Origin of the sequence: Enterobacter sp. RHBSTW-00318 (genome assembly GCF_014101375.1) — a bacterium.
In the GTDB taxonomy this organism is placed as follows: Bacteria; Pseudomonadota; Gammaproteobacteria; order Enterobacterales; family Enterobacteriaceae; genus Enterobacter; species Enterobacter ludwigii.
Window position 1 is genome coordinate 3,231,527 of record NZ_JABXQH010000001.1, and the last position, 25,998, is coordinate 3,257,524.

The following is a 25,998-nucleotide window of genomic DNA, read 5'->3' on the forward strand; positions in this document are numbered from 1 at the left end:
ATAATCTGATGGGATTTTTGAATGAGCAAGATGCCGCTTTTTTTCGTTATCGTGGTGGCGATTATCGTCATTGCCGCCTCCTTTCGTTTCGTGCAGCAGCGCCGTGAGAAGGCGGACAACGATGCCGCGCCGTTGATGCAAAAACGCGTGGTGGTAAGCAATAAACGCGAGAAAGCCCTCAATGACCGACGCTCGCGCCAGCAGCAGGTTACGCCGGCGGGAGCCACCATGCGCTATGAAGCGAGCTTTAAGCCGGAAACCGGCGGGCTGGAGATGACCTACCGTCTGGAGGCGCAGCAGTACCATCAACTGACGGTGGGAGAAAAAGGGATTCTGAGTTACAAAGGGTCGCGGTTTGAAGGGTTTACGCCAGATCGGTAATGTTCCCTCTCCCGCAGGGAGAGGGGTAAGCTGAGGCTTGAGGCGCCTTACTTCTTCGCCTGGGCCTTAAATTTCTTCATCCACACCAGCAGTTCAAATACGCCAAAAATAAACACGCGCAGCTGCTGCCAGCCGGTCATCTGCGGACCGTCTTTTGGCAGGCCGTTTTTCAGCATCACCATCTGCAGGGCGTGCATGAAGGTGGTAAAGATAAAGGCCACGTTCACAAAGATGTTCATCGGGCGCGGGAACGGGTGCACCAGATTGAGGAGCAGAAATGCCCAGACGCCCAGCATCAACAAACGTCCCACATTAATCAGTACTGGCATTGGATTCTCCTTGTGCCTGACGGTGATACAGACGACAAGCGACCTGACCTGCCACTTTTTCTCGGTGCAGATCCCAGTGAACCGGGACCGGCGGTAAACCATTTTCGACTTCGCTTTCGACGTAGATTAACGCGTCATCCGCCAGCCAGCCGTTGTTTTCCAGCAGGGATAACGTCTCTTCCAGCAGCCCCTTGCGGAACGGCGGGTCGACAAACACCACGTTGTGCGGCGTGCCCTTTTGCGCGAGGAAGCTCAGTGTGTTGGTATTCACTACTTTGGCGTTGGTCGCTTTCAGCGTTGCCAGATTTTGCTGCAACGTCTGCGCAACGCCGCGCTCCATTTCCAGCAGCGTGGCGCTGGCGGCATAGCGCGACAGCGCCTCCAGACCCAGCGCGCCGCTGCCCGCGAAGCAGTCCAGGCAGTGGGCATCCACCATTGAGGGGGCCAGCCAGTTAAACAGCGTTTCGCGTACGCGGTCCGTGGTTGGGCGCAGTCCGGGGCTATCCGGCACCGGTAATTTCCGGCCTCGCCACTGGCCGCCGATAATACGAATTTGACCGGCTGGGGCGCGGTTGGGTTTCTTCATCTCTGGAAAGCTCTGTTAACAATTGGCCTGCGATTGCGGGCGGTGATGTCAATTAAGTAAAGTGTTAGACTATTTCATCATTTTTTTAGCTTCCATGTATATAGCGCCGCGAGGAGTGTAGTCGCAGATGGCAAAACAAAAAAAACGTGGCTTCTTTTCCTGGCTGGGCTTCGGTGAAAAAGAGCAAGAAACAGAGCAGAAAACCGAAGAACAACAAGCCGTTGAAGAGCAGTCTCAGCCTGAAACGCCGGTAGAAACTGCCGCCGTTGTCGACGCGGAAGAGCACGCGCACAGCAAAGAAGAGACCGAAGCCTTTGCTGAAGAGGTGGTGGAAGTTACCGAACAGGTTCAGGAAAGCGAGAAGCCAGAACCCGTTGTGGTAGAAGACGTTATCGATACGCCGCAGGCGATTATCGAGCATGAAACGTTGCCGCTGCCGGAAGAGGTGAAAGCCGAAGAGGTTTCAGCGCAGGAGTGGCAGGCCGAGGCAGAAACCGTCGAAATTGTTGAGGCGGTGGAAGAAGAAGCACAAGACGAGCCAGCGCTTACCGACGAAGAGCTGGAAGCCCAGGCGCTGGCGGCAGACGCGGCGGAAGAAGCGGTTATCGTCGTGCCGGTGGAAGCGCAACCAGAGCAGGGTGAAGAGGTTGCTCAGGAGCAGGAAAAACCCACCAAAGAAGGTTTCTTCGCCCGCCTGAAGCGTAGCCTGCTCAAAACCAAAGAAAACTTAGGTTCCGGATTTATCAGTCTGTTCCGCGGCAAGAAGATCGACGACGATCTCTTTGAAGAGCTGGAAGAGCAACTGCTGATCGCCGACGTTGGGGTGGAAACAACCCGTAAGATCATCGCCAGTCTGACCGAAGGGGCGAGCCGCAAGGCGCTGCGTGACGCCGAAGCGCTGTATGGTCTGCTGAAAGACGAGATGGGCGAAATCCTCGCAAAAGTTGACGAACCGCTTAATATTGAAGGCAAAACGCCATTTGTTATTCTGATGGTTGGCGTGAACGGTGTGGGGAAAACCACTACTATCGGCAAGCTGGCGCGACAGTTTGAGCAGCAGGGCAAATCGGTAATGCTGGCGGCAGGTGATACCTTCCGTGCGGCGGCGGTTGAGCAGCTGCAGGTCTGGGGCCAGCGTAACAACATCCCGGTGATTGCGCAGCATACCGGTGCGGATTCCGCCTCCGTTATCTTTGACGCTATCCAGGCGGCGAAGTCGCGTAATGTGGATGTGCTGATTGCCGACACCGCAGGGCGTTTGCAGAACAAAGCGCACCTGATGGAAGAGTTGAAGAAAATCGTCCGCGTCATGAAGAAGCTGGACGAAGAGGCACCGCATGAAATTATGCTGACCATTGATGCCAGCACCGGACAGAACGCCATCAGCCAGGCGAAGCTGTTCCATGAAGCGGTAGGGCTGACCGGGATCACGCTGACCAAACTGGACGGCACCGCGAAAGGCGGGGTGATCTTCTCCGTGGCCGATCAGTTCAATATTCCTATCCGTTACATCGGTGTGGGCGAGCGTATTGAGGATTTACGTCCGTTTAAAGCGGACGACTTTATTGAGGCACTATTTGCCCGAGAGGACTAACAATGATTCGCTTTGAACACGTCAGCAAGGCCTATCTCGGTGGGAGACAAGCGCTGCAGGGGGTGACATTCCACCTGCAGCCAGGCGAGATGGCATTCCTGACCGGCCATTCCGGCGCGGGGAAAAGTACCCTGCTCAAGCTTATCTGTGGGATCGAGCGGCCGAGCGCCGGGAAAATCTGGTTCAGCGGCCATGATATTAGCCGTCTGAAAAACCGTGAGGTGCCTTTCCTGCGTCGTCAGATTGGCATGATTTTCCAGGACCACCACCTGCTGATGGATCGCACCGTTTTCGATAACGTGGCCATTCCGCTGATTATTGCCGGTGCCAGCTATGATGATATCCGTCGTCGCGTTTCTGCGGCGCTGGATAAAGTCGGGCTGCTGGACAAAGCGAAGAACTTCCCGATCCAGCTGTCTGGCGGTGAACAGCAGCGTGTGGGGATTGCCCGTGCGGTGGTGAACAAACCTGCGGTACTGCTGGCGGATGAACCGACCGGTAACCTGGACGACGCCCTGTCAGAAGGGATTTTGCGTCTGTTTGAGGAATTTAACCGCGTTGGGGTGACGGTATTGATGGCGACGCACGACATCGGGCTGATTTCCCGTCGTTCGTACCGCATGCTGACCCTGAGCGACGGTCATTTGCACGGAGGCCTCGGTGAATAAGCGTGATGCAATAAACCAGATTCGGCAGTTCGGAAACCGGTTTGACCGCTTCCGTAAGCCGCAGGGCGGCGGTGACGGCAATCGTAATGCGCCAAAGCGTGCGAAAGCGGCGCCTAAGCCGAACTCCCGCAAAACCAACGTGTTCAACGAGCAGGTGCGTTATGCCTTCCACGGTGCGTTGCAGGACCTGAAAAGCAAACCGCTGGCGACGTTCCTGACGGTGATGGTGATTGCCATCTCCCTGACGCTGCCAAGCGTCTGCTACATGGTCTATAAAAACGTTAACCAGGCGGCGTCGCAGTACTATCCTTCTCCGCAGATCACGGTCTATCTGGATAAGGCGCTCGACGATAACGCGGCGGCGCAGGTTGTGGGGCAAATCCAGGCCGAACAGGGCGTAGAGAAAGTGAATTATCTCTCTCGTGAAGAAGCCCTGGGTGAGTTCCGTAACTGGTCAGGCTTTGGCGGTGCGCTGGACATGCTTGAAGAGAACCCCCTCCCGGCCGTGGCGGTGGTGATCCCGAAACTCGATTTCCAGGGGACCGACTCGCTCAACACCCTGCGTGACCGCATCACCCGTATCAACGGGATTGATGAAGTGCGCATGGATGACAGCTGGTTTGCGCGTCTTGCTGCGCTGACCGGGCTGGTAGGGCGCGTGGCGGCGATGATTGGTGTGCTGATGGTGGCGGCGGTCTTCCTCGTCATCGGTAACAGCGTACGCCTGAGCATTTTCGCGCGTCGCGACACCATCAACGTGCAGAAACTGATTGGTGCGACGGATGGCTTCATCCTGCGTCCGTTCCTGTACGGTGGCGCATTGCTCGGTTTTTCCGGCGCATTTCTTTCACTGATATTGTCAGAAATTTTGGTGATGCGGCTGTCCTCTGCCGTAACCGAGGTGGCGCAGGTTTTCGGAACGAAGTTTGATATCAGTGGCTTAGGGTTCGATGAGTGCCTGTTACTGCTGCTGGTGTGCTCGATGATCGGCTGGGTGGCAGCATGGCTGGCAACCGTGCAACATTTACGTCACTTTACTCCCGACTAATAAAAGCGTGATATAATCTTTCCCTGCACCGAGATGTTCGCTCTGCAGGGAAAGCGTCCCTGTTGTCTCTTCCCCTGTTATCATCTCCATGTCACAATTTGTGCGTAATTTATTCACCGTTGCACCTGGAACTTGTGGATAAAATCACTGTCTGATAAAAGAGTGAATGCTAATCTCGTGGCTCAAACGCTTTGGCATGGTTGTTGCCTGATGGGGACAGCCTGGACCAGAAGAAACATTGAGAGGAATGAATGACCAAAGAAATGCAAACTTTAGCTTTAGCCCCTGTTGGTAACCTGGAATCTTATATCCGGGCTGCGAACACCTGGCCGATGTTAACGGCCGAGGAAGAAAAGGAGCTTGCTGAAAAGCTGCATTACCAGGGCGATCTGGAAGCAGCGAAAAAGCTGATCCTGTCTCACCTGCGCTTTGTTGTTCACATTGCTCGTAATTATGCGGGCTATGGCCTGCCGCAGGCGGACTTGATTCAGGAAGGTAACATCGGTCTGATGAAGGCTGTACGTCGCTTCAACCCGGAAGTGGGTGTGCGACTGGTCTCCTTCGCCGTGCACTGGATCAAAGCAGAAATTCATGAATACGTGCTGCGCAACTGGCGTATCGTGAAAGTCGCCACGACAAAAGCGCAACGTAAACTGTTCTTCAACCTGCGTAAAACCAAGCAGCGTCTGGGCTGGTTCAATCAGGATGAAGTTGAAATGGTGGCGCGCGAGCTGGGCGTATCCAGCAAAGACGTGCGTGAGATGGAATCCCGTATGGCCGCGCAGGACATGACCTTCGATATGTCCTCCGACGACGACGGCTCTGACAGCCAGCCAATGGCACCGGTTCTGTATCTGCAGGATAAAACCTCTAACTTTGCTGACGGCATTGAAGAGGATAACTGGGAAGATCAGGCCGCGAACAAGCTGACTTCAGCAATGGAAGGCCTCGACGAACGTAGCCAGGATATTATCCGCGCCCGCTGGCTGGACGAAGACAACAAGTCCACGCTGCAGGAGCTGGCCGATCGCTACGGCGTCTCCGCTGAACGTGTGCGTCAGCTTGAAAAGAACGCCATGAAAAAACTTCGCGCCGCTATCGAAGCGTAATTTCCGCGATGTCCCCGATAACCCTCGAATGCAAATTCGGGGGTTTTGTTTTTTTATCTCCCGCTCTGGCGAATTCCCTCCCCCTGGCAAACACTTACAGATGCGCTAAGCAGGTGAATTTCTCAGGGGGACAGGGTGAAAAACAGTGAACTGAATGACCGGCGTTTGCAGGCGACGCCGCGCGGTATCGGCGTGATGTGTAACTTCTACGCCGATAAAGCCGAAAATGCCACGGTGTGGGACGTCGAGGGTAACGAGTATATCGACTTCGCCGCCGGGATTGCGGTGCTGAATACCGGCCATCGGCATCCAAAAGTCATTGCCGCCATCGAAAAACAACTCCACGCATTTACCCATACGGCATATCAGATTGTCCCGTACGAAGGCTATGTGGCGCTTGCCGAGCGTATCAACCAACGTGTACCCGTTGATGGGCCTGCCAAAACGGCTTTCTTCTCTACGGGAGCAGAGGCGGTCGAAAACGCGGTAAAAATTGCCCGCGCGTATACCCGTCGTCCTAGCCTGATCGCCTTTGGCGGTGCCTTCCACGGCCGTACCTTTATGACGATGGCGTTGACGGGGAAAGTGGCGCCGTACAAACTCGGTTTCGGTCCGTTTCCCGGATCGGTTTATCACGCACACTATCCAAATGATCTGTACGGCGTCAGCACGGTAGAAGCGTTAAAAAGCCTCGAACGCATCTTCAAAGCCGACATTGCGCCGGACCAGGTGGCGGCCATTATCCTGGAACCGGTTCAGGGGGAGGGGGGATTCAACATTGCCCCCGCCGATTTTATGCAGGCCCTGCGCGAACTGTGCGATACGCATGGAATTTTGCTGATTGCCGACGAAGTGCAAAGTGGCTTTGCGCGAACCGGCAAGCTGTTCTCGATGGAACACCATTGCGTGAAGCCGGATTTGATCACCATGGCGAAAAGCCTGGCCGGCGGGATGCCGCTCTCGGCGGTCTCAGGCCGGGCGGAGGTGATGGATGCCCCCGCACCTGGCGGGCTGGGCGGGACTTACGCCGGCAACCCGCTGGCGATTGCCGCAGCCCATGCCGTGCTGGATGTGATTGATGAAGAGGATCTCTGCACGCGCGCGGCGCATCTTGGCCATCATCTGGTGGAAGTACTGAACAAAGCGAAGGGGGACTGTCCGTTTATTGCCGATATCCGTGCCCAGGGCTCAATGGTGGCGGTGGAGTTTAATGACCCGCAAACCGGGCTGCCGTCGCCGGAATTCACGCGTCAGGTCCAGGAGCGTGCGTTACAGGAAGGTCTATTGCTGCTGAGCTGCGGCGTGTACGGCAACGTTATCCGTTTCCTCTATCCGCTTACCATCCCCGAAGTTCAGTTCCGTAAAGCGCTGGATATTATCTCCGCGTCGCTGACACGTTAAAGCCCTGGCCCGGCGGTGATCCCTGCCGGGCTTATCATATATTCATTTCAAATTAGCTATTCCAAAATCATAAAAATGGGGTATGTTTTAGCAGAGTATGCTGAAAAAGCGCGACTGTCATACCTATAACTGAAATAAAGCGCTACACAACAACATCACGACAATCGTAATAACCATAATAATGGGGAATCTCAGGATGAATATGAAGGGTAAAGCGTTACTGGCAGGATGTATTGCGTTGGCATTCAGCACGATGGCACAGGCCGATATTAAAGTGGCTGTCGTGGGCGCGATGTCCGGTCCGGTAGCACAGTACGGCGACCAGGAATTTACCGGCGCAGAACAGGCGGTTGCAGACATTAATGCTAAGGGCGGCATCAAGGGCGAAAAACTGCAGATCGTAAAATATGATGATGCCTGTGACCCGAAACAAGCGGTTGCCGTGGCGAACAAAGTGGTGAACGACGGAATCAAATACGTTATCGGTCACCTGTGCTCCTCTTCCACGCAGCCCGCGTCTGATATCTACGAAGACGAAGGCATTCTGATGATCACCCCGGCTGCAACGGCGCCGGAGCTGACCGCACGTGGCTATAAGCTGACCCTGCGTACCACCGGTCTGGATTCAGACCAGGGCCCAACCGCGGCAAAATACATTCTGGACAACGTGAAGCCGAAGCGTATCGCGATTGTTCACGATAAACAGCAGTACGGTGAAGGTCTGGCGCGTGCCGTGCAGGATGGTCTGAAGAAAGGCAATGCCAATGTGGTCTTCTTCGACGGCATCACCGCCGGTGAGAAAGACTTCTCCACTCTGGTGGCACGTCTGAAGAAAGAGAATATTGATTTCGTTTACTACGGTGGCTATCACCCTGAAATGGGCCAGATCCTGCGTCAGGCACGTGCGGCCGGCCTGAAAACCCAGTTTATGGGCCCGGAAGGGGTGGCGAACGTTTCCCTGTCTAACATCGCCGGTGAGTCTGCTGAAGGCCTGCTGGTGACCAAACCGAAGAACTACGACCAGGTGCCTGCGAACAAACCGATCGTAGATGCCATCAAGGCGAAGAAACAGGATCCAAGCGGCGCGTTCGTCTGGACTACCTACGCTGCGCTGCAGTCTCTGCAGGCGGGTCTGAACCAGTCAGCCGATCCGGCTGAGATTGCCACCTGGCTGAAAGCCCACTCTGTCGATACCGTGATGGGTCCGCTTTCCTGGGATGCGAAGGGCGATCTGAAAGGCTTCGAGTTCGGCGTGTTTGACTGGCATGCTAACGGAACGGCGACCGACGCCAAATAAAAGCAAACGGCAACCTTTCGGTTGCCGTTTTAGTATTTGCACCCTCTCCTGTGGGAGAGGGGCGGGGTGAGGGCATCAGGCGGCATTCAGCAAACCTGACGTTTCTCCCACCCGTTTTCCTGCGCCGTAAACCCTAACGCCTGCATAAACGCCGCCATCACGCCGCGGTCTTCTACGCCCACGTCGGCCATCCACCAGGAGGTAACGTTCGGGTTTTCACGGATTATCTCTTCAATTAAATACTGCCCCACACCGCGACGACGGGTCACGTCACGTACGCGCAGTGAGTCCAGCGCCCCTTCGGTGCCGCTCAGCGTCACGCGAACCGCGGCGAGCAGACGCTCGTTAAAGCGCGCGGCGTAGATGCGGTGTGTCTCATCGACACGGAGCGACGAAGGGGAATATTCCGGCCAGATCTTGCCCAGGTCGATATGATCCTGGTCGCTAAAGGTCACCAGACGCACGATAGTCAGTTTCATTAGCTGCTTGTCCAAATCAAATTGAGTAGGGGCAGTGTACTCAATTTATTCCCTCAGCGGCTTCCTCTTTTTATCCCGGCTCACCAGGTGATTAGTTTTTTGGCAGCGCGAAGGGCAGTTTGAAAACACATGGATCGAAAAATAAGCAGGATTTTAACCTGAATGGCAGTGAATTATTCGGCGCTTTGTACCGTTATTTTATGCTGCAAACTGCAATTTTATTTGTTTATCTCTGCCCTATTTCAGAATATTATCTTTGCTTAATCGCCTGAAAAATAGAGATTTTAGTCTGGTTTTTATGAAAAAACTGCGCTAAACCATTAAAGGCGCTGGTAAAAATAGCGTTGTGCATTAAAAGTACAGAATGCTTTTTAACCATAATAAAACAAAATATATACACGACATCACGAATGGGGATTCAGAGATGAAAAGGAACGCGAAGACGTTAATCGCGGGGATGGTTGCATTGGCGATTTCGCATGCAGCCATGGCGGAAGATATTAAGGTTGCTGTAGTGGGTGCGATGTCCGGTCCTGTTGCCCAGTGGGGGGACATGGAGTTCAACGGTGCTCGCCAGGCAATCAAAGACATCAACGCCAAAGGCGGCATCAAAGGCGACAAGCTGGTTGGCGTGGAATATGACGATGCCTGCGATCCCAAACAGGCCGTCGCGGTCGCTAACAAAATCGTGAACGATGGCATCCAGTACGTGATTGGCCACCTGTGCTCGTCGTCCACCCAGCCTGCGTCGGATATCTACGAAGACGAAGGCATTCTGATGATTACCCCGGGCGCAACCAACCCTGAACTGACTCAGCGCGGTTATCAGCACATCATGCGTACTGCCGGTCTGGACTCGTCTCAGGGACCAACCGCCGCCCGATACATCCTCGACACCGTCAAGCCGACGCGCATCGCCATTATTCATGACAAACAGCAGTACGGCGAAGGCCTGGCGCGCTCCGTTCAGGACGGGCTGAAAAAAGGCGGCGCGAATATCGTCTTCTTTGATGGCATCACCGCTGGCGAGAAAGATTTCTCCGCGCTGATCGCCCGTCTGCAAAAAGAGAATATCGATTTTGTTTACTACGGCGGCTACTACCCGGAAATGGGTCAGATGCTGCGTCAGGCGCGTTCGGTCGGGCTGAAAACCCAGTTTATGGGGCCAGAAGGCGTCGGTAACGCCTCCCTGTCGAACATCGCCGGGGACGCAGGCGAAGGCATGCTGGTGACGATGCCAAAACGCTATGACCAGGATCCTGCGAACAAGGCTATCGTAGACGCGCTCAAGGCGCAGAAGAAAGATCCAAGTGGTCCGTACGTCTGGATCACCTACGCGGCGGTGCAGTCTCTGGCAACCGCGCTGGATCGCACCGGCAGCAAAGAACCGCTGGATCTGGTGAAAGATTTAAAAGCACACGGGGCGAACACCGTGATTGGGCCGCTGAACTGGGATGAGAAAGGCGATCTGAAGGGATTTGAGTTTGGTGTCTTTAAGTGGCACGCCGACGGTTCGTCCTCGGTCGCCAAATAATTATCCCACCGCCCGGACCGCCGGGCGGGTATAAAAAGGTTTGCATATGTCCGAGCAGTTTCTCTATTTCCTGCAGCAGATGTTTAACGGCGTCACGCTGGGAAGCACCTACGCGCTGATCGCCATCGGCTACACGATGGTTTACGGCATTATCGGCATGATTAACTTCGCCCACGGCGAGGTCTACATGATCGGTAGCTATGTCTCCTTTATGATTATCGCCGCCCTGATGATGATGGGTATCGACAGCAGCTGGCTGCTGGTCGCCGCCGGGTTTGTCGGCGCGATTGTGATTGCCAGCGCCTATGGCTGGAGCATTGAACGCGTGGCGTACCGGCCGGTGCGTAGCTCCAAACGCCTGATTGCGCTGATCTCCGCCATCGGGATGTCGATCTTCCTGCAAAACTACGTCAGCCTGACGGAAGGCTCGCGCGACGTGGCGCTGCCAAGCCTGTTCAACGGTCAGTGGGTGGTCGGTGCCAGCGAGAACTTCTCTGCCTCTATCACCACCATGCAGCTGGTGATCTGGGTGGTGACCTTCGTTGCAATGCTCGCCCTGACGGTCTTTATCCGCTACTCGCGTATGGGACGCGCCTGCCGTGCCTGCGCTGAAGATCTGAAGATGGCGAGCCTGCTTGGCATCAACACCGACCGCGTTATCGCCCTGACCTTTGTGATTGGGGCAGCGATGGCGGCGGTCGCGGGTGTCCTGCTGGGGCAGTTCTACGGCGTTATCAACCCGTACATCGGCTTTATGGCCGGGATGAAAGCTTTCACCGCGGCGGTCCTGGGCGGTATCGGCAGTATTCCTGGCGCGATGATTGGCGGCCTGATCCTGGGCGTGGCCGAAGCGCTCTCCTCCGCGTATCTGAGTACGGAATATAAAGATGTGGTGTCGTTTGCCCTGCTGATTCTGGTTCTGCTGGTAATGCCTACCGGTATTCTGGGTCGTCCGGAGGTAGAGAAAGTATGAAACCGATGCATTTCGCAATGGCGCTCCTCTCTGCCGCCATGTTCTTCGTGCTGGCAGGCGTCTTTATGGGCGTCCAGTTAGAGCTGGACGGCACAAAACTGGTGGTGGATACCGCCGCCGACATTCGCTGGCAGTGGATATTCATTGGCACCGCGGTCGTGTTTCTGTTCCAGATGCTGCGTCCTGTGTTCCAGAAGACGCTGAAAAGTGTCTCCGGTCCGAAATTCGTTCTGCCGGCTCTCGACGGCTCAACCGTTAAGCAGAAGCTGTTCTTCGTGGCGCTGCTGGTGGCTGCGGTGGCGTGGCCGTTTGTGGTCTCTCGCGGTACGGTCGATATCGCGACCCTGACCATGATCTACGTGATCCTCGGTCTGGGCCTGAACGTGGTAGTGGGGCTGTCTGGCCTGCTGGTGCTGGGCTACGGTGGTTTCTACGCCATCGGGGCCTATACCTTCGCGCTGCTGAACCACTATTACGGTCTCGGCTTCTGGACCTGTCTGCCGCTGGCGGGCCTGGTCTCCGCCGCCGCGGGCTTCCTGCTGGGCTTCCCGGTCTTACGCCTGCGCGGTGACTATCTGGCGATTGTGACCTTAGGCTTCGGCGAAATCGTGCGTATCCTGCTGCTCAACAACACCGAAGTGACCGGCGGCCCGAACGGGATTAGCCAGATCCCGAAACCGACCTTCTTTGGTCTGGAATTCAGCCGTACGGCTCGCGAAGGGGGCTGGGATACCTTCAGCAACTTCTTTGGCGTGAAGTACGATCCGTCCGACCGGGTGATTTGGCTCTACCTGGTGGCGCTGCTGCTGGTGGTGCTTACCCTGTTCGTGATTAACCGTCTGCTGCGTATGCCGCTGGGCCGTGCGTGGGAAGCGCTGCGTGAAGATGAAATCGCCTGCCGTTCACTGGGCCTCAACCCGACCCGCATCAAGCTGACTGCGTTTACCATCAGCGCCGCGTTTGCCGGTTTTGCCGGTACGCTGTTTGCCGCGCGTCAGGGCTTTGTCAGCCCCGAATCGTTTACCTTTGCTGAATCTGCCTTTGTGCTGGCGATTGTGGTGCTCGGCGGTATGGGCTCGCAGTTTGCCGTTATCCTGGCGGCCATTCTGCTGGTGGTCTCCCGTGAGCTGATGCGCGACTTTAACGAATACAGCATGCTGATGCTGGGTGGTTTGATGGTGCTGATGATGATCTGGCGTCCGCAGGGCTTGCTGCCGATGACCCGTCCACAGCTGAAGCTGAAAAACGGGCAAGCGAAAGGAGAGCAGGCATGAGCCAGCCATTATTATCCGTTAACGGCCTGATGATGCGTTTTGGCGGCCTGCTGGCCGTCAACAACGTGAATCTGGATCTGCACAAGAAAGAGATTGTCTCCCTGATTGGCCCTAACGGCGCGGGGAAAACCACGGTCTTTAACTGCCTGACCGGTTTCTACAAGCCGACGGGTGGCACCATTAAGCTGCGCGACCAGCATCTGGAAGGGCTTCCGGGCCAGCAGATTGCCCGCATGGGGGTGGTGCGTACCTTCCAGCACGTGCGTCTGTTCCGCGAGATGACGGTGATAGAGAACCTGCTGGTGGCGCAACACCTGCAGCTCAAAACCGGTCTTTTCTCTGGCCTGCTGAAAACCCCGGCCTTCCGCCGTGCTCAGGATGAAGCGCTCGACCGCGCCGCCACCTGGCTCGACCGTATCGGCCTGCTGCAGCATGCGAACCGTCAGGCCAGCAACCTGGCCTACGGTGACCAGCGTCGTCTGGAGATCGTGCGCTGCATGGTGACGCAGCCAGAAATCCTGATGCTCGATGAACCGGCGGCAGGGCTTAACCCGAAAGAGACCAAAGAGCTGGACGAGTTGATTGCCGAACTGCGCGATCATCACGACACCACCATCCTGCTGATTGAGCATGATATGAAGCTGGTGATGGGCATTTCTGACCGTATCTACGTGGTAAACCAGGGCACGCCGCTGGCAAACGGGACGCCGGAAGAGATCCGCAACAACCCGGACGTGATCCGTGCATACCTGGGTGAGGCATAAGATGGAAAAAGCGATGTTAACGTTCGACAAGGTTAATGCTCACTACGGCAAGATACAGGCGCTGCACGACGTCAGCCTGCATATCAATCAGGGCGAAATCGTCACCCTGATTGGCGCGAACGGTGCGGGTAAAACCACGCTGCTCGGCACCCTGTGCGGCGACCCGCGCGCCACCAGCGGGCGGATTGTCTTTGATGGCAAAGATATTACCGACTGGCAAACCGCCAGAATCATGCGTGAAGCGGTGGCGATTGTCCCGGAAGGGCGTCGCGTCTTCTCACGAATGACGGTGGAAGAGAACCTTGCGATGGGCGGCTTCTTTGCTGACCGCGACCAGTACCAGTCCCGCATCAAATGGGTCTATGAGCTGTTTCCGCGTTTGTGGGAGCGCCGTATTCAGCGGGCCGGCACGATGTCCGGTGGTGAACAGCAGATGCTGGCGATTGGCCGCGCGCTGATGAGCCAGCCGCGTTTGCTGCTGCTGGATGAACCGTCGCTCGGTCTTGCGCCGATCATCATTCAGCAGATCTTCGACACCATCGAACAGCTGCGTAAAGAGGGGATGACCATCTTCCTCGTCGAGCAGAACGCCAACCAGGCGCTGAAGCTCGCCGACCGCGGCTACGTGCTGGAAAACGGCCACGTGGTGCTCTCCGATACCGGTGACGCGCTGCTGGCAAACGAAGCGGTGCGAAGCGCCTATCTCGGCGGCTAGATAAAAGCAAAAGTAAAAAGGCAACGTCAGTTGCCTTTTTTCATGCTGGGCACCAGACCGCACCGAACTTACCCCAACTGCCTTCACACAACCATCATCCGCCTGACGTTTTGTTGTCATCTCACTGTAAAGAAACAGTTATTTTTCTGTCATTCGAGCATGTCATGTTACCTCGCGAGCATAAAAACGCGTGATATCGCGCATCCGGCACAATAAGAGAGATGACAATGACATCGTTACGACACACAGCTTTGGGTCTGGCAATGGGGCTGACTTTTGCGGCGAACGCAATGGCTGTCACCACCATTCCGTTCTGGCATTCCATGGAAGGGGAGTTGGGTAAAGAAGTTAACTCCCTGGCGCAGCGTTTCAACGACACCCATCCGGATTACAAAATTGTGCCGGTGTACAAAGGTAACTACGAGCAGAGCCTGAGCGCGGGCATTGCCGCTTTCCGTACCGGTAATGCACCTGCGCTGCTTCAGGTTTACGAAGTCGGTACTGCGACCATGATGGCCTCTAAAGCCATTAAACCGGTTTACGAAGTCTTTAAAGACGCAGGTATCAACTTCGACGAATCGCAGTTCGTGCCGACCGTGGCGGGTTACTACACCGATTCCAAAACCGGTCATCTGCTGTCTCAGCCGTTTAACAGCTCCACGCCGGTGCTGTACTACAACAAAGACGCCTTCAAGAAAGCCGGTTTAGATCCGGAACAACCGCCAAAAACCTGGCAGGATCTGGCGGCGTACACCGCTAAGCTGAAAGCGGCAGGGATGAAGTGCGGCTACGCCAGCGGCTGGCAGGGCTGGATCCAGATTGAAAACTTCAGCGCCTGGCACGGCTTGCCGGTGGCCACTAAAAACAACGGCTTCGACGGCACCGACGCGGTACTGGAGTTCAACAAGCCAGAGCAGGTGAAGCACATCGCTCTGCTTGCCGATCTCAACAAGAAGGACGATTTCAGCTACTTCGGGCGTAAAGACGAATCCACCGAGAAGTTCTACAACGGTGACTGTGCGATTACGACCGCCTCTTCCGGCTCTCTGGCGGATATCCGTCATTACGCAAAATTCAACTACGGCGTAGGCATGATGCCTTACGACGCTGACGTGAAAGGCGCACCGCAGAACGCCATCATCGGTGGGGCGAGCCTGTGGGTCATGCAGGGCAAAGACAAGGGCACCTACAAGGGCGTGGCCGAGTTCCTCGACTTCCTGGCGAAGCCAGAGAATGCCGCCGAATGGCATCAGAAAACCGGCTACCTGCCTATCACCACGGCCGCGTATGACCTGACCCGTGAGCAGGGCTTCTACAGCAAAAACCCGGGCGCGGATATCGCGACGCGTCAGATGCTCAACAAGCCGCCATTGCCGTTCACCAAAGGCCTGCGTCTGGGGAACATGCCGCAGATCCGTACCATCGTAGATGAAGAGCTGGAAAGCGTGTGGACCGGGAAGAAAACCCCACAGCAGGCGCTGGATTCTGCGGTAGAGCGCGGTAATCAGCTGCTGCGCCGCTTTGAGCAATCAACAAAGTCTTAATCATTTTACCCTCATCCTGTCCCTCTCCCTGCGGGAAGGGCTGGGGTGAGGGCTACCTACGCTGAGCTAAACTATGTCCTCATCCCGTCCGGTGTTCCGTTCGCGCTGGCTGCCGTATTTGCTGGTCGCGCCGCAGCTGGTCATCACCGTTATCTTCTTTATCTGGCCTGCGGGCGAGGCGCTCTGGTACTCGGTACAAAGCGTCGATCCGTTTGGGCTTTCCAGCCAGTTTGTCGGGCTGGATAACTTTACCGCGCTGTTCCATGACAGCTATTACCTCGACGCCTTCTGGACGACCATGAAGTTCAGCGCGCTGGTCACTGTCAGCGGTCTTGTCGCATCGCTCTTTTTCGCGGCGCTGGTGGATTACGTGGTGCGCGGCAGCCGTCTGTATCAGACGCTGATGCTGCTACCTTACGCCGTGGCGCCTGCCGTCGCCGCCGTGCTGTGGATCTTCCTGTTTAATCCAGGGCGCGGGCTGATTACCCATTTCCTGGCGGAGTTCGGCTACGACTGGAACCACGCCCAGAACAGCGGTCAGGCGATGTTCCTGGTGGTCTTCGCGTCGGTGTGGAAACAGATCAGCTACAACTTCCTGTTCTTCTTTGCTGCGCTGCAGTCTATTCCGCGCTCGCTGGTTGAAGCCGCGGCGATTGATGGTGCAGGGCCGGTCCGTCGTTTCTTTAGGCTGTCACTGCCGCTGATTGCCCCGGTGAGTTTCTTCCTGCTGGTGGTCAACCTGGTTTACGCCTTCTTCGACACCTTCCCGGTGATCGACGCCGCCACGGCCGGTGGCCCGGTGCAGGCCACGACGACGCTTATCTATAAGATCTATCGCGAAGGCTTTGCCGGTCTGGATCTCTCGGCATCCGCCGCCCAGTCGGTCGTGCTGATGTTCCTCGTCATCCTTCTCACGGTAGTGCAGTTCCGTTATGTCGAAAGTAAGGTGCGCTACCAATGATCGAGAACCGTCGCGGGCTGACGATGTTCAGCCACACCATGCTGATTTTGGGCATCATCGTTATTCTGTTCCCGCTGTACGTGGCCTTCGTTACCGCCACGCTGGACACCAAAGCGGTGTTTGATACGCCGATGACGCTGATCCCAGGCGGGCATCTTTTCGAAAACATGAAAACCATCTGGACCCAGGGCGTGGGCGCTAACAGCGCGCCATTCTGGCTGATGATGCTGAACAGCTTCATCATGGCGTTCGGTATTACGGTGGGCAAAATCACGGTGTCGATGCTCTCGGCGTTCGCCATCGTCTGGTTCCGCTTTCCCCTGCGTAACCTGTTCTTCTGGATGATCTTCATCACCCTGATGCTGCCGGTCGAAGTGCGTATCTTCCCGACGGTGGAAGTGATCGCCAACCTGAAGATGCTGGACAGCTACGCAGGTTTAACCCTGCCGCTGATGGCCTCGGCCACCGCCACCTTCTTGTTCCGCCAGTTCTTTATGACCCTGCCGGACGAGCTGATTGAGGCCGCGCGTATTGACGGAGCCTCGCCGATGCGCTTCTTCCGTGACATCGTGCTGCCGCTGTCGAAAACCAACCTTGCGGCGCTGTTTGTCATCACCTTTATCTACGGCTGGAACCAGTATCTGTGGCCGCTGCTGATTATTCAGGACGTCAATCTTGGCACCGCCGTGGCGGGCATCAAAGGCATGATCGCCACCGGTGAAGGCACCACGCTCTGGAATCAGGTGATGGCGGCGATGCTGCTCACCCTTATCCCCCCGGTCGTTATCGTTTTAGCCATGCAGCGTGCGTTCGTGCGTGGTTTAGTGGACAGTGAGAAATAAGATGGCAGGTTTAAAATTACAGGCAGTGACCAAAAGCTGGGACAACAAAACCCAGGTCATTCAGCCGTTAACGCTCGACGTGGCGGACGGGGAATTTATCGTGATGGTTGGCCCGTCAGGCTGCGGCAAATCAACGCTGCTGCGCATGGTTGCCGGGCTTGAACGTGTGACCAGCGGCGATATCTGGATCGATCGCCAGCGCGTGACCGAGATGGAGCCGAAGGACCGGGGCATCGCGATGGTGTTTCAGAACTACGCCCTTTATCCGCACATGAGCGTGGAAGAGAACATGGCCTGGGGGCTGAAAATCCGCGGGATGGGCAAAAGCCATATCGATGAGCGCGTGAAAGAGGCGGCGCGTATTCTGGAACTGGATGGCCTGCTCAAGCGCCGTCCGCGTGAACTGTCCGGCGGACAGCGCCAGCGTGTGGCGATGGGGCGCGCCATTGTGCGTGACCCTGCGGTGTTCCTGTTCGACGAGCCGCTCTCAAACCTTGATGCTAAGCTGCGCGTGCAGATGCGCCTTGAGCTGCAGCAGCTGCACCGTCGTCTGAAAACCACCTCCCTGTATGTGACGCACGATCAGGTGGAAGCGATGACCCTCGCCCAGCGCGTGATGGTGATGAACAAAGGCGTCGCCGAACAGATTGGCACCCCGGTGGAGGTATACGAGAAACCGGCCTCCCGCTTTGTGGCGAGCTTTATTGGCAGTCCGGCGATGAACCTGCTGGAAGGGCGGCTCAGCAGCGCCGGTACGCATTTTGAGCTGGAAAGTGGGATGGCGCTGCCCGTAAACGGGTACTATCGTGGCTATGCCGGGCGTAAGATGACGCTCGGTATCCGCCCGGAACATATTGGGTTAACCTCACAGGCGGAAGGCGGCGTGCCGCTGGTCATGGACACGCTGGAGATGCTGGGGGCTGACAACCTGGCGCACGGACGTTGGGGTGAACAAAAAATGGTGGTGCGTCTGGCCCATCAGGAGCGCCCTAAAGCAGGCAGCACGCTGTGGCTGCATCTGCCGGAAAATCACCTGCACGTATTCGACGGTGAAACAGGACAACGTATATGAGTAACTGGCCTTATCCCCACATCGTCGCCCACCGGGGCGGCGGTAAACTGGCGCCGGAAAACACGCTGGCGGCTATCGATATGGGCGCGCATTACGGTCACACGATGATCGAGTTCGACGCCAAGCTATCGAAAGACGGCGAGATTTTCCTTCTGCATGATGACAACCTCGAACGTACCAGCAATGGCTGGGGCGTGGCGGGAGACCTGCCGTGGCGCGATCTGCTGAACGTCGACGCCGGAAGCTGGTACAGCAGCGAGTTCAAAGGCGAGCCGCTGCCGCTGCTGGCGGAAGTGGCCGACCGCTGTCGCCTGCACGGCATGATGGCCAATATCGAAATCAAACCAACCACCGGCACCGGGCCGCTCACAGGTAAAGTCATTGCGCTGGCCGCGCGTGAGCTGTGGGAGGGCATGACGCCACCCCTGCTGTCGTCGTTTGACATTGATGCCCTGGAGGCGGCGCAGGCGTCCGTTCCGGCGTTGCCGCGCGGACTGCTGCTCGACACGTGGCGTGATGACTGGCGTGAGCTGACCAGCCGTTTAGGGTGTGTGTCGATTCACCTGAACCACGCGCTGCTGGATGAGGCACGGGTAAAAATGTTGAAAGCGGCGGGGCTGCATATCCTGGTCTATACCGTCAACAAACCCCAGCGTGCGGCGGAGCTGCTGCGCTGGGGGGTGGACAGTATCTGTACCGATGCGATTGACGTGATCGGCCCGAACTTTAGTTCTGCGAAGAATTAAGCATCCCGCCATTCGACGGTGACTGAGACGGCAGCATATGCTGCTGTCCGCTGCCCGACGAGGTCATTCCGCCCAGCATCCCGCCGTTTGGGTTAGGCAGCGGCTGCTCACGCACCTGACCCTGCTGTATGCGCTGGGTGTTGGTGTTCATCTGGTTTTGCAGGCTTTGCTGCTGCATCTGGGTCTGCGTTTTCAACTGCTGGTTTAGCATCCCTTTCTGCTGTTGCTGCTGGCTCATCATCTCCGTTTGCATACGCTGCTGGCTTGGAATGACGTAGCCCTGCTGGTTCGGGTTGTTCATCGTATTGAGTGGCTGTGCGAGCGCGGCAAACGGAAGCAGCGCCGTAAGAATCAGTAAGCGTTTCATTGTCATCTCCCTTCTTTTGAGGCTTCTCTTAAGTTTACCCTGATTTCACCATGACGATGATTTTTTAGGAGTTGTGAACCAGGCTTAAGCGGGGAATATGGCCCTCTTCACCTGGAGAACAATAATGATGAAACCAACGTTTTTGCGCTGGATAGCGATCGCCGCGCTGATGGCAGGCGGCACATTTAGCGTGGCGGCCAACCCGCCAGCGGCTCCGCCAGTCTCGTACGGCGTGGAGGAAGATGTTTTTCATCCCGTGCGGGCAACGCAGGGTATGGTGGCGTCGGTGGATGCGCTGGCAACGAAAGTGGGCGTCGATATTCTCCGGCAGGGCGGTAATGCGGTGGATGCGGCAGTCGCGGTGGGCTATGCGCTGGCGGTGACGCATCCGCAGGCGGGGAACCTGGGCGGCGGCGGCTTTATGATGCTGCGGACCAAAGACGGCAAAACCACCGCCATTGACTTCCGTGAGATGGCCCCAGGACAGGCTTCCCGCGATATGTTCCTTGACGATCAAGGCAACCCGGACAGCAAAAAATCCCTGACCTCGCATCTCGCCTCCGGTACGCCGGGCACCGTCGCAGGCTTCTCCCTGGCGCTGGAAAAATATGGCACCCTGCCGCTCAACAAAGTGGTACAGCCTGCGATTAAGCTCGCCCGCGAAGGTTTTGTGGTGAATGACGCCCTGGCTGACGATCTTAAAACCTATGGCAGCGAAGTGATTCCGAATCACGAAAACAGCAAGGCTATCTTCTGGAAAGACGGCGAACCGCTGAAGAAGGGCGATAAGCTGGTGCAGAAGAACCTGGCGAAAAGTCTGGAGCTGATTGCGGAGCACGGCCCGGATGCGTTCTACAAAGGGGCGATTGCCGACCAGATTGCCGAAGAGATGCAAAAGAACGGTGGGCTTATCACCAAAGCGGATCTCGCGGAGTACAAGGCCGTCGAGCGTGAGCCGATTCACGGAAGCTATCGCGGCTATGACGTTTTCTCGATGCCACCTCCGTCTTCCGGCGGCATTCACATCGTGCAGATCCTTAACATTCTTGAAAACTTCGATATGCACAAGTTCGGCTTCGGCAGTGCGGATGCCATGCAGGTGATGGCAGAGGCGGAAAAACGCGCCTACGCCGACCGTTCAGAATACCTGGGCGACCCGGACTTCGTGAAGGTGCCGTGGCAGGCGCTGACCAATAAAGCCTATGCCAAATCGATTGCTGATGAGATTGATATCAACAAGGCCAAACCGTCGAGCGAGATCCGCCCGGGCAAGCTGGCACCGTATGAGAGCAACCAGACCACCCACTTCTCGGTGGTGGATAAAGACGGTAACGCGGTGGCGGTGACCTATACCCTCAATACCACCTTTGGTACAGGCATCGTGGCAGGCAACAGCGGGATTCTGCTCAATAACGAGATGGATGACTTCTCGGCCAAACCGGGCGTGCCGAACGTCTACGGCCTGGTGGGCGGGGATGCAAATGCGGTCGGACCGAAGAAGCGTCCGCTGTCGTCCATGTCGCCTACCATCGTGGTCAAAGACGGTAAAACCTGGCTGGTGACAGGCAGCCCTGGCGGCAGCCGTATTATCACCACGGTGCTGCAGATGGTGGTGAACAGCATTGACTTTGGAATGAATGTCGCCGAAGCGACGAACGCACCGCGTTTCCACCATCAGTGGCTGCCGGACGAGCTGCGTGTTGAGAAGGGCTTTAGCCCGGACACCTTAAAACTGCTGGAGCAGCGCGGACAGAAGGTGGCGCTGAAAGAGGCAATGGGCAGCACCCAGAGCATTATGGTCGGCCCGGACGGCACGCTGTTTGGGGCCTCGGATCCGCGTTCGGTGGATGATTTGACGGCGGGGTTCTGATTTTATTGCCCGGTAAGCGTCGCGTTACCGGGCAATTTATCACTTCAGCCGCGCCATGTAATACGCGTCCACATAGTCGCCGTTACGCAGGGCGAAGTTCCTGCCGGTCCCTTCGATTTCAAACCCAAACTTCTTATACAGCGCCAGTGCCGCAGGGTTATCCGCAAAAACCGTGAGCTCAATGCGTTCAATGCGCAACCAGTTGTCGCAGAGATTGACCATTTCGCGCATGAGCGCACGACCCACACCGCGTCCCTGTACATCAGCGGCCACGCTAATGCCGAACGTTGCAACGTGGCTGCGGCGGGGATTTTCCATCACATCGAGTGCCATATGGCCAACCACTCGCTGGTCAAGACAGGCGACGAGATGCCGTCTTCCCGGTTTCGTCGCGACCCGGTCATGCCACATATCCATTGAGGGATGGGGAAGTTGTAGCGTGTCGTGATACACCCCAGGATGCGACATAATGTCACGTAACGCTTCTGCATCGCGGGCTTCGATATGGCGTATCACAATCTCACTCATTCCTTCATCCTCAGTCAGTTAAACGTCCATTCCAACATCAGTGAGATTAAAATTTGAGTCAACTGCTAATTTTTGCAAAAAAGATTGGACAAGTGCGAATGAGAATGATTATTATTGCTCTGCGTTCAGGAAGACCTCGACGGGAACCTGAAAGCACGACATTGCTCACATTGCTTCCAGTATTACTTTAGCCAGCTTTTCGCTGGCTTTTTTTTGTCTTTTTTCGCCCGCTCCCCGTGGAAGAGGGCTGGGGTGAGGGCAAAACTTGCGCTATGGTTGCACTCAGTAACCTTAAAAAGGACTGAGCCATGACATTACATTGCGCATTTATTGGATTTGGCAAAAGCACCACGCGTTACCACCTTCCGTATGTTCTCAACCGCAAAGACAGCTGGCATGTTGCCCATATCTACCGGCGTCGCGCGAAGCCGGAAGAGCAGTCTCCCCAGTACTCCCATATTCATTTCACCAGCGATCTTGATGAGGTCCTCAACGATCCGCAGGTCAAACTGGTGATTGTCTGTACCCACGCTGACAGCCATTTCGAGTACGCAAAACGCGCGCTGGAGGCGGGCAAAAACGTGCTGGTGGAAAAGCCGTTTACCCCGACAATGGCAGAGGCGAAAACGTTGTTTGACCTGGCGAAGCGCAAAGGGCTGACCGTCACGCCGTACCAAAACCGCCGCTTTGACAGCTGCTTCCTGACGGCAAAAAAAGTGATTGAGAGCGGTAAACTGGGTGACATCGTCGAGATTGAAAGCCACTTTGATTACTACCGCCCGGTGGCCGAAACGCATCCCGGCCTGCCGCAGGATGGCTCATTCTATGGTCTGGGCGTGCATACGCTCGATCAAATCATCTCTCTGTTTGGCCGACCGGACCACATGGCGTACGACATCCGCAGCCTGCGCAACAAAGCCAATCCGGATGACACCTTCGAAGCCCAGCTGTTTTACGGCGACCTGAAAGCCATCGTCAAAACCAGCCATCTGGTGAAAATTGACTACCCGAAATTTATCGTTCACGGCACCCGAGGCTCGTTTATCAAATACGGTATTGACCAACAGGAGACCAGCCTGAAGGCCAATATTATGCCCGGTGAGCCGGGCTTTGCGGCGGATGACTCTGTGGGCGTGCTGGAGTACGTCAACGCAGAGGGAATCACCGTTAAAGAGGACGTGAAACCCGAAGCGGGTGACTATGGCCGCGTTTACGATGCGCTGTATGAGACCCTGACTAACGGTGCGCCCAATTACGTCAAGGAATCTGAAGTTATGACCAATCTCGAACTCCTTGAACGGGCCTTCGAACAGGCCTCTCCTGCCACGATAACCCTCGCCAGATAAGAAATTATGACTCCTCTTTGCTTGTTCTAAATTTTTGAACAGAGGAGTCAATTTTCACCCTCTATGATCCCAGGCCGTTTGCGTCCACACTTACTCCATCGAAACGAACTGAGGGTGAAACAATGATCTACTTACGCAAAGCAAACGAACGTGGTCACGCGAATCATGGCTGGCTGGACTCATGGCATTCATTCTCGTTTGCTGACTACTACGACCCGAACTTTATGGGCTTCTCCGCACTGCGCGTCATTAACGATGACGTGATTGATGCAGGCCAGGGCTTCGGTACCCACCCGCACAAAGACATGGAAATCCTGACGTATGTGCTGGAAGGGGCGGTTGAGCACCAGGACAGCATGGGCAACAAAGAGCAGGTTCCGGCGGGCGAGTTCCAGATTATGAGTGCGGGTACCGGGGTGCGTCACTCTGAATACAACCCAAGCAAAACGGAAAAACTGCACCTGTATCAAATCTGGATCATTCCGGAAGAAACCGGCATCACCCCGCGCTACGAACAGCGCCGCTTTGATGCTAAACAGGGCAAACAGCTGGTGCTCTCTCCGGATGCGCGTGACGGTTCGCTGAAAGTGCATCAGGATATGGAACTGTACCGCTGGGCGCTGGCAAAAGACGAACAGTCTGTCCATCAGATTGTCGCTAACCGCCGCGTCTGGATCCAGGTGGTGAAAGGCGAGGTGTCTATTAACGGCACGAAAGCTACCACGGCGGATGGTCTGGCAATCTGGGATGAGCAGGCACTGTCCGTGCATGCCGACAGTGAAAGCGAAATTCTGCTGTTTGATCTGCCACCGGTGTAATAAATCATAAATAAATGCCCATCCTTCCCTTTGACAGGGGAAGGATGGGCTTTGTCCGTGATAAACTGAGCAAATCTATCACTTACGATTTCTCAGGACGATGAAAAAGAAACGCCCCGTACTTCAGGATGTAGCCGATCGCGTCGGTGTGACCAAAATGACGGTCAGCCGGTTTTTACGTAACCCGGAACAGGTTTCCGTGGCGTTGCGTGGCAAGATTGCCGCTGCCCTCGATGAACTGGGGTATATCCCTAACCGCGCCCCCGATATTCTTTCGAATGCGACCAGCCGCGCGGTTGGCGTCCTCCTGCCTTCCTTAACCAACCAGGTTTTTGCCGAAGTGTTGCGCGGCATTGAAAGCGTGACCGATGCCTTTGGCTATCAGACCATGCTCGCCCACTATGGGTACAAGCCGGAACTGGAAGAAGAACGTCTGGAATCCATGCTCTCCTGGAACATCGACGGTCTGATTTTAACCGAACGTACTCACACCCCCCGTACGCTAAAAATGATTGAAGTGGCAGGCATTCCGGTGGTGGAGCTGATGGACAGCCAGTCGCCGTGTCTCGATATTGCGGTGGGCTTTGATAACTTCGAAGCGGCGCGCCAGATGACGGCGGCTATCATCGCCCGCGGCCATCGGCATATTGCCTACCTGGGTGCACGTCTGGATGAACGTACTATCATCAAACAGAAGGGATACGAGCAGGCAATGCTCGACGCCGGTTTAACACCGTACAGCGTGATGGTTGAGCAGTCGTCATCCTATACGTCGGGTATTGAGCTGATGCGTCAGGCACGACGCGAGTATCCGCAACTGGATGGTATTTTCTGTACCAACGATGACCTTGCGGTCGGTGCAGCGTTCGAATGCCAGCGTCTGGGGCTGAAGATCCCCGAAGATATGGCGATTGCCGGTTTCCACGGCCACGATATCGGCCAGGTGATGGAACCCCGTCTGGCGAGCGTCCTGACACCGCGTGAACGTATGGGCCGTATTGGCGCAGAACGCCTGCTGGCGCGCATACGTGGCGAGACGGTGACGCCGAAAATGTTAGATTTAGGTTTCACCTTGTCACCGGGTGGATCTATTTAAGCTGACAAATTTGAAGTGGGTCACACTTATTCACTTCGCGCACGTTTGGATATTGCTTCTCTTTTGCCCCGGCAGGACAATGTTACCGATAACTGTTACCCGTAACAATTGACTGAGGGACACCCTTTGAGCACGACTAATCATGATCACCACGTTTACGTCCTGATGGGCGTTTCCGGTAGCGGTAAATCTGCCGTGGCCAGCGAAGTGGCGCATCAACTTCATGCGGCGTTTCTTGATGGCGACTTCCTCCATCCGCGCAGCAATATCATGAAAATGGCCTCCGGCGAGCCGCTGAACGATGACGACCGCAAACCGTGGTTGCAGGCGCTGAATGACGCCGCGTTCGCGATGCAGCGTACCAACAAGGTCTCCCTGATCGTCTGCTCCGCGCTGAAAAAAACCTACCGCGACCTGCTGCGTGACGGCAACCCGAACCTCTCTTTCATCTACCTGAAAGGCGATTTCGAGGTGATTGAGAGCCGTCTGAAGGCGCGTAAAGGCCACTTCTTCAAAACCCAGATGCTGGTGACGCAGTTCGAAGCGTTGCAGGAGCCGGGTGACGATGAGAAAGACGTCTTAGTGGTTGATATCGATCAGTCACTGGAGGGTGTTGTTGCCAGCACCATCGAGGTCATTAATAAAAGGCAGTAAGT

Annotated in this window: 27 protein-coding genes; 22 read left to right on the forward strand and 5 right to left on the reverse strand. The window is 56.0% G+C overall.

Going from position 1 to position 25,998, the window contains the following annotated elements:
• Nucleotides 1–21: 21 nt before the first annotated feature.
• Nucleotides 22–381 carry a DUF2500 domain-containing protein gene (locus HV157_RS15950; RefSeq protein ID WP_032679142.1) on the forward strand — a complete coding sequence of 120 codons (360 nt, stop codon included), beginning with the start codon at nt 22–24 and terminating at the stop codon, nt 379–381.
• A gap of 47 nt (nt 382–428) precedes the next feature.
• Here the strand turns inward: HV157_RS15950 and HV157_RS15955 are convergent, their stop codons facing one another.
• Nucleotides 429–710, reverse strand: coding sequence for a DUF1145 family protein (locus tag HV157_RS15955; protein ID WP_014172016.1), 282 nt, complete (start codon nt 708–710; stop codon nt 429–431).
• On the reverse strand, nt 694–1,296 hold the full coding sequence (gene rsmD, locus HV157_RS15960) for a 16S rRNA (guanine(966)-N(2))-methyltransferase (RefSeq protein WP_182268711.1): 603 nt from the start codon (nt 1,294–1,296) through the stop codon (nt 694–696). The genes HV157_RS15955 and rsmD overlap by 17 nt, the downstream gene beginning before the upstream one ends.
• Nucleotides 1,297–1,423: 127 nt before the next feature.
• On the opposite strand from rsmD, the gene ftsY reads away from it, so the two are divergent.
• The 6 genes from ftsY (at nt 1,424) to livJ (ending at nt 8,413) form a co-directional block, all read left to right on the forward strand.
• Nucleotides 1,424–2,890: a signal recognition particle-docking protein FtsY gene (ftsY, locus tag HV157_RS15965; protein WP_044857784.1), complete on the forward strand. Its 1,467-nt coding sequence runs from the start codon at nt 1,424–1,426 to the stop codon at nt 2,888–2,890.
• A 2-nt stretch (nt 2,891–2,892) separates the two neighbouring features.
• On the forward strand, nt 2,893–3,558 hold the full coding sequence (gene ftsE, locus HV157_RS15970; protein WP_014172013.1) for a cell division ATP-binding protein FtsE: 666 nt from the start codon (nt 2,893–2,895) through the stop codon (nt 3,556–3,558).
• The gene (gene ftsX, locus HV157_RS15975; protein ID WP_014172012.1) at nt 3,551–4,606 is read left to right on the forward strand and encodes a permease-like cell division protein FtsX; all 1,056 of its coding nucleotides are present in this window, start codon (nt 3,551–3,553) and stop codon (nt 4,604–4,606) included. Before ftsE ends, ftsX begins: the two co-directional genes overlap by 8 nt.
• Nucleotides 4,607–4,857: 251 nt before the next feature.
• On the forward strand, nt 4,858–5,715 hold the full coding sequence (gene rpoH, locus HV157_RS15980; protein WP_014172011.1) for an RNA polymerase sigma factor RpoH: 858 nt from the start codon (nt 4,858–4,860) through the stop codon (nt 5,713–5,715).
• 135 nt (nt 5,716–5,850) lie between these two features.
• Entirely contained in the window at nt 5,851–7,116 is a 1,266-nt protein-coding gene (locus tag HV157_RS15985) for a 4-aminobutyrate--2-oxoglutarate transaminase (RefSeq protein ID WP_182268712.1), read from the forward strand.
• A gap of 196 nt (nt 7,117–7,312) precedes the next feature.
• Nucleotides 7,313–8,413, forward strand: coding sequence for a branched chain amino acid ABC transporter substrate-binding protein LivJ (gene livJ, locus HV157_RS15990; RefSeq protein ID WP_074148115.1), 1,101 nt, complete (start codon nt 7,313–7,315; stop codon nt 8,411–8,413).
• Between the two features lie 86 nt (nt 8,414–8,499).
• Here the strand turns inward: livJ and panM are convergent, their stop codons facing one another.
• Complete coding sequence (panM, locus tag HV157_RS15995; RefSeq protein WP_020884545.1) at nt 8,500–8,892, reverse strand: aspartate 1-decarboxylase autocleavage activator PanM; 393 nt, start codon at nt 8,890–8,892, stop codon at nt 8,500–8,502.
• 424 nt (nt 8,893–9,316) lie between these two features.
• Here panM and livK point away from each other — a divergent pair, with 424 nt between their 5' ends.
• The 10 genes from livK (at nt 9,317) to ugpQ (ending at nt 19,317) form a co-directional block, all read left to right on the forward strand.
• Nucleotides 9,317–10,426 carry a high-affinity branched-chain amino acid ABC transporter substrate-binding protein LivK gene (livK, locus tag HV157_RS16000; protein WP_020884546.1) on the forward strand — a complete coding sequence of 370 codons (1,110 nt, stop codon included), beginning with the start codon at nt 9,317–9,319 and terminating at the stop codon, nt 10,424–10,426.
• A gap of 46 nt (nt 10,427–10,472) precedes the next feature.
• Nucleotides 10,473–11,399, forward strand: a complete 927-nt coding sequence (livH, locus tag HV157_RS16005; protein WP_020884547.1) for a high-affinity branched-chain amino acid ABC transporter permease LivH — start codon at nt 10,473–10,475, stop codon at nt 11,397–11,399.
• Nucleotides 11,396–12,673, forward strand: coding sequence for a branched chain amino acid ABC transporter permease LivM (gene livM / locus HV157_RS16010; protein WP_014172003.1), 1,278 nt, complete (start codon nt 11,396–11,398; stop codon nt 12,671–12,673). Before livH ends, livM begins: the two co-directional genes overlap by 4 nt.
• The gene (livG, locus tag HV157_RS16015) at nt 12,670–13,437 is read left to right on the forward strand and encodes a high-affinity branched-chain amino acid ABC transporter ATP-binding protein LivG (RefSeq protein ID WP_014172002.1); all 768 of its coding nucleotides are present in this window, start codon (nt 12,670–12,672) and stop codon (nt 13,435–13,437) included. Before livM ends, livG begins: the two co-directional genes overlap by 4 nt.
• 1 nt (nt 13,438) lies before the next feature.
• A complete protein-coding gene (gene livF, locus HV157_RS16020) occupies nt 13,439–14,152 on the forward strand; it encodes a high-affinity branched-chain amino acid ABC transporter ATP-binding protein LivF (RefSeq protein ID WP_020884549.1) in 714 nt (237 codons plus the stop codon).
• Nucleotides 14,153–14,379: 227 nt separating this feature from the next.
• Nucleotides 14,380–15,696 carry a sn-glycerol-3-phosphate ABC transporter substrate-binding protein UgpB gene (gene ugpB, locus HV157_RS16025; protein ID WP_182268713.1) on the forward strand — a complete coding sequence of 439 codons (1,317 nt, stop codon included), beginning with the start codon at nt 14,380–14,382 and terminating at the stop codon, nt 15,694–15,696.
• A gap of 73 nt (nt 15,697–15,769) precedes the next feature.
• Nucleotides 15,770–16,657 carry a sn-glycerol-3-phosphate ABC transporter permease UgpA gene (gene ugpA, locus HV157_RS16030; RefSeq protein ID WP_014171998.1) on the forward strand — a complete coding sequence of 296 codons (888 nt, stop codon included), beginning with the start codon at nt 15,770–15,772 and terminating at the stop codon, nt 16,655–16,657.
• Nucleotides 16,654–17,499, forward strand: coding sequence for a sn-glycerol-3-phosphate ABC transporter permease UgpE (gene ugpE, locus HV157_RS16035; protein WP_182268714.1), 846 nt, complete (start codon nt 16,654–16,656; stop codon nt 17,497–17,499). Before ugpA ends, ugpE begins: the two co-directional genes overlap by 4 nt.
• Nucleotide 17,500: 1 nt before the next feature.
• Nucleotides 17,501–18,571 (forward strand): sn-glycerol-3-phosphate import ATP-binding protein UgpC, encoded by a 1,071-nt coding sequence (locus HV157_RS16040; protein ID WP_032679131.1) that lies wholly within the window; start codon nt 17,501–17,503, stop codon nt 18,569–18,571.
• Nucleotides 18,568–19,317, forward strand: a complete 750-nt coding sequence (gene ugpQ / locus HV157_RS16045; RefSeq protein WP_068795408.1) for a glycerophosphodiester phosphodiesterase — start codon at nt 18,568–18,570, stop codon at nt 19,315–19,317. Before HV157_RS16040 ends, ugpQ begins: the two co-directional genes overlap by 4 nt.
• On the opposite strand, the gene HV157_RS16050 is transcribed toward ugpQ, so the two are convergent.
• On the reverse strand, nt 19,298–19,684 hold the full coding sequence (locus tag HV157_RS16050) for a DUF2756 family protein (protein ID WP_020884553.1): 387 nt from the start codon (nt 19,682–19,684) through the stop codon (nt 19,298–19,300). The two genes, ugpQ and HV157_RS16050, sit on opposite strands and share 20 nt — an antisense overlap.
• A 124-nt stretch (nt 19,685–19,808) precedes the next feature.
• On the opposite strand from HV157_RS16050, the gene ggt reads away from it, so the two are divergent.
• Nucleotides 19,809–21,554, forward strand: a complete 1,746-nt coding sequence (gene ggt / locus HV157_RS16055; RefSeq protein WP_020884554.1) for a gamma-glutamyltransferase — start codon at nt 19,809–19,811, stop codon at nt 21,552–21,554.
• 39 nt (nt 21,555–21,593) lie between these two features.
• On the opposite strand, the gene yhhY is transcribed toward ggt, so the two are convergent.
• Complete coding sequence (gene yhhY / locus HV157_RS16060) at nt 21,594–22,082, reverse strand: N-acetyltransferase (RefSeq protein ID WP_014171992.1); 489 nt, start codon at nt 22,080–22,082, stop codon at nt 21,594–21,596.
• Nucleotides 22,083–22,390: 308 nt separating this feature from the next.
• On the opposite strand from yhhY, the gene HV157_RS16065 reads away from it, so the two are divergent.
• The 4 genes from HV157_RS16065 to gntK all read left to right on the forward strand — a co-directional run bounded on the left by HV157_RS16065 (nt 22,391) and on the right by gntK (nt 25,996).
• On the forward strand, nt 22,391–23,428 hold the full coding sequence (locus HV157_RS16065) for an oxidoreductase (protein ID WP_182268715.1): 1,038 nt from the start codon (nt 22,391–22,393) through the stop codon (nt 23,426–23,428).
• 122 nt (nt 23,429–23,550) lie between these two features.
• Complete coding sequence (locus HV157_RS16070) at nt 23,551–24,246, forward strand: pirin family protein (protein ID WP_113656914.1); 696 nt, start codon at nt 23,551–23,553, stop codon at nt 24,244–24,246.
• Between the two features lie 100 nt (nt 24,247–24,346).
• Entirely contained in the window at nt 24,347–25,342 is a 996-nt protein-coding gene (gene gntR, locus HV157_RS16075) for a gluconate operon transcriptional repressor GntR (protein WP_014171989.1), read from the forward strand.
• Nucleotides 25,343–25,468: 126 nt separating this feature from the next.
• On the forward strand, nt 25,469–25,996 hold the full coding sequence (gene gntK, locus HV157_RS16080) for a gluconokinase (RefSeq protein WP_020884556.1): 528 nt from the start codon (nt 25,469–25,471) through the stop codon (nt 25,994–25,996).
• The last annotated feature ends 2 nt before the right edge of the window (nt 25,997–25,998 follow it).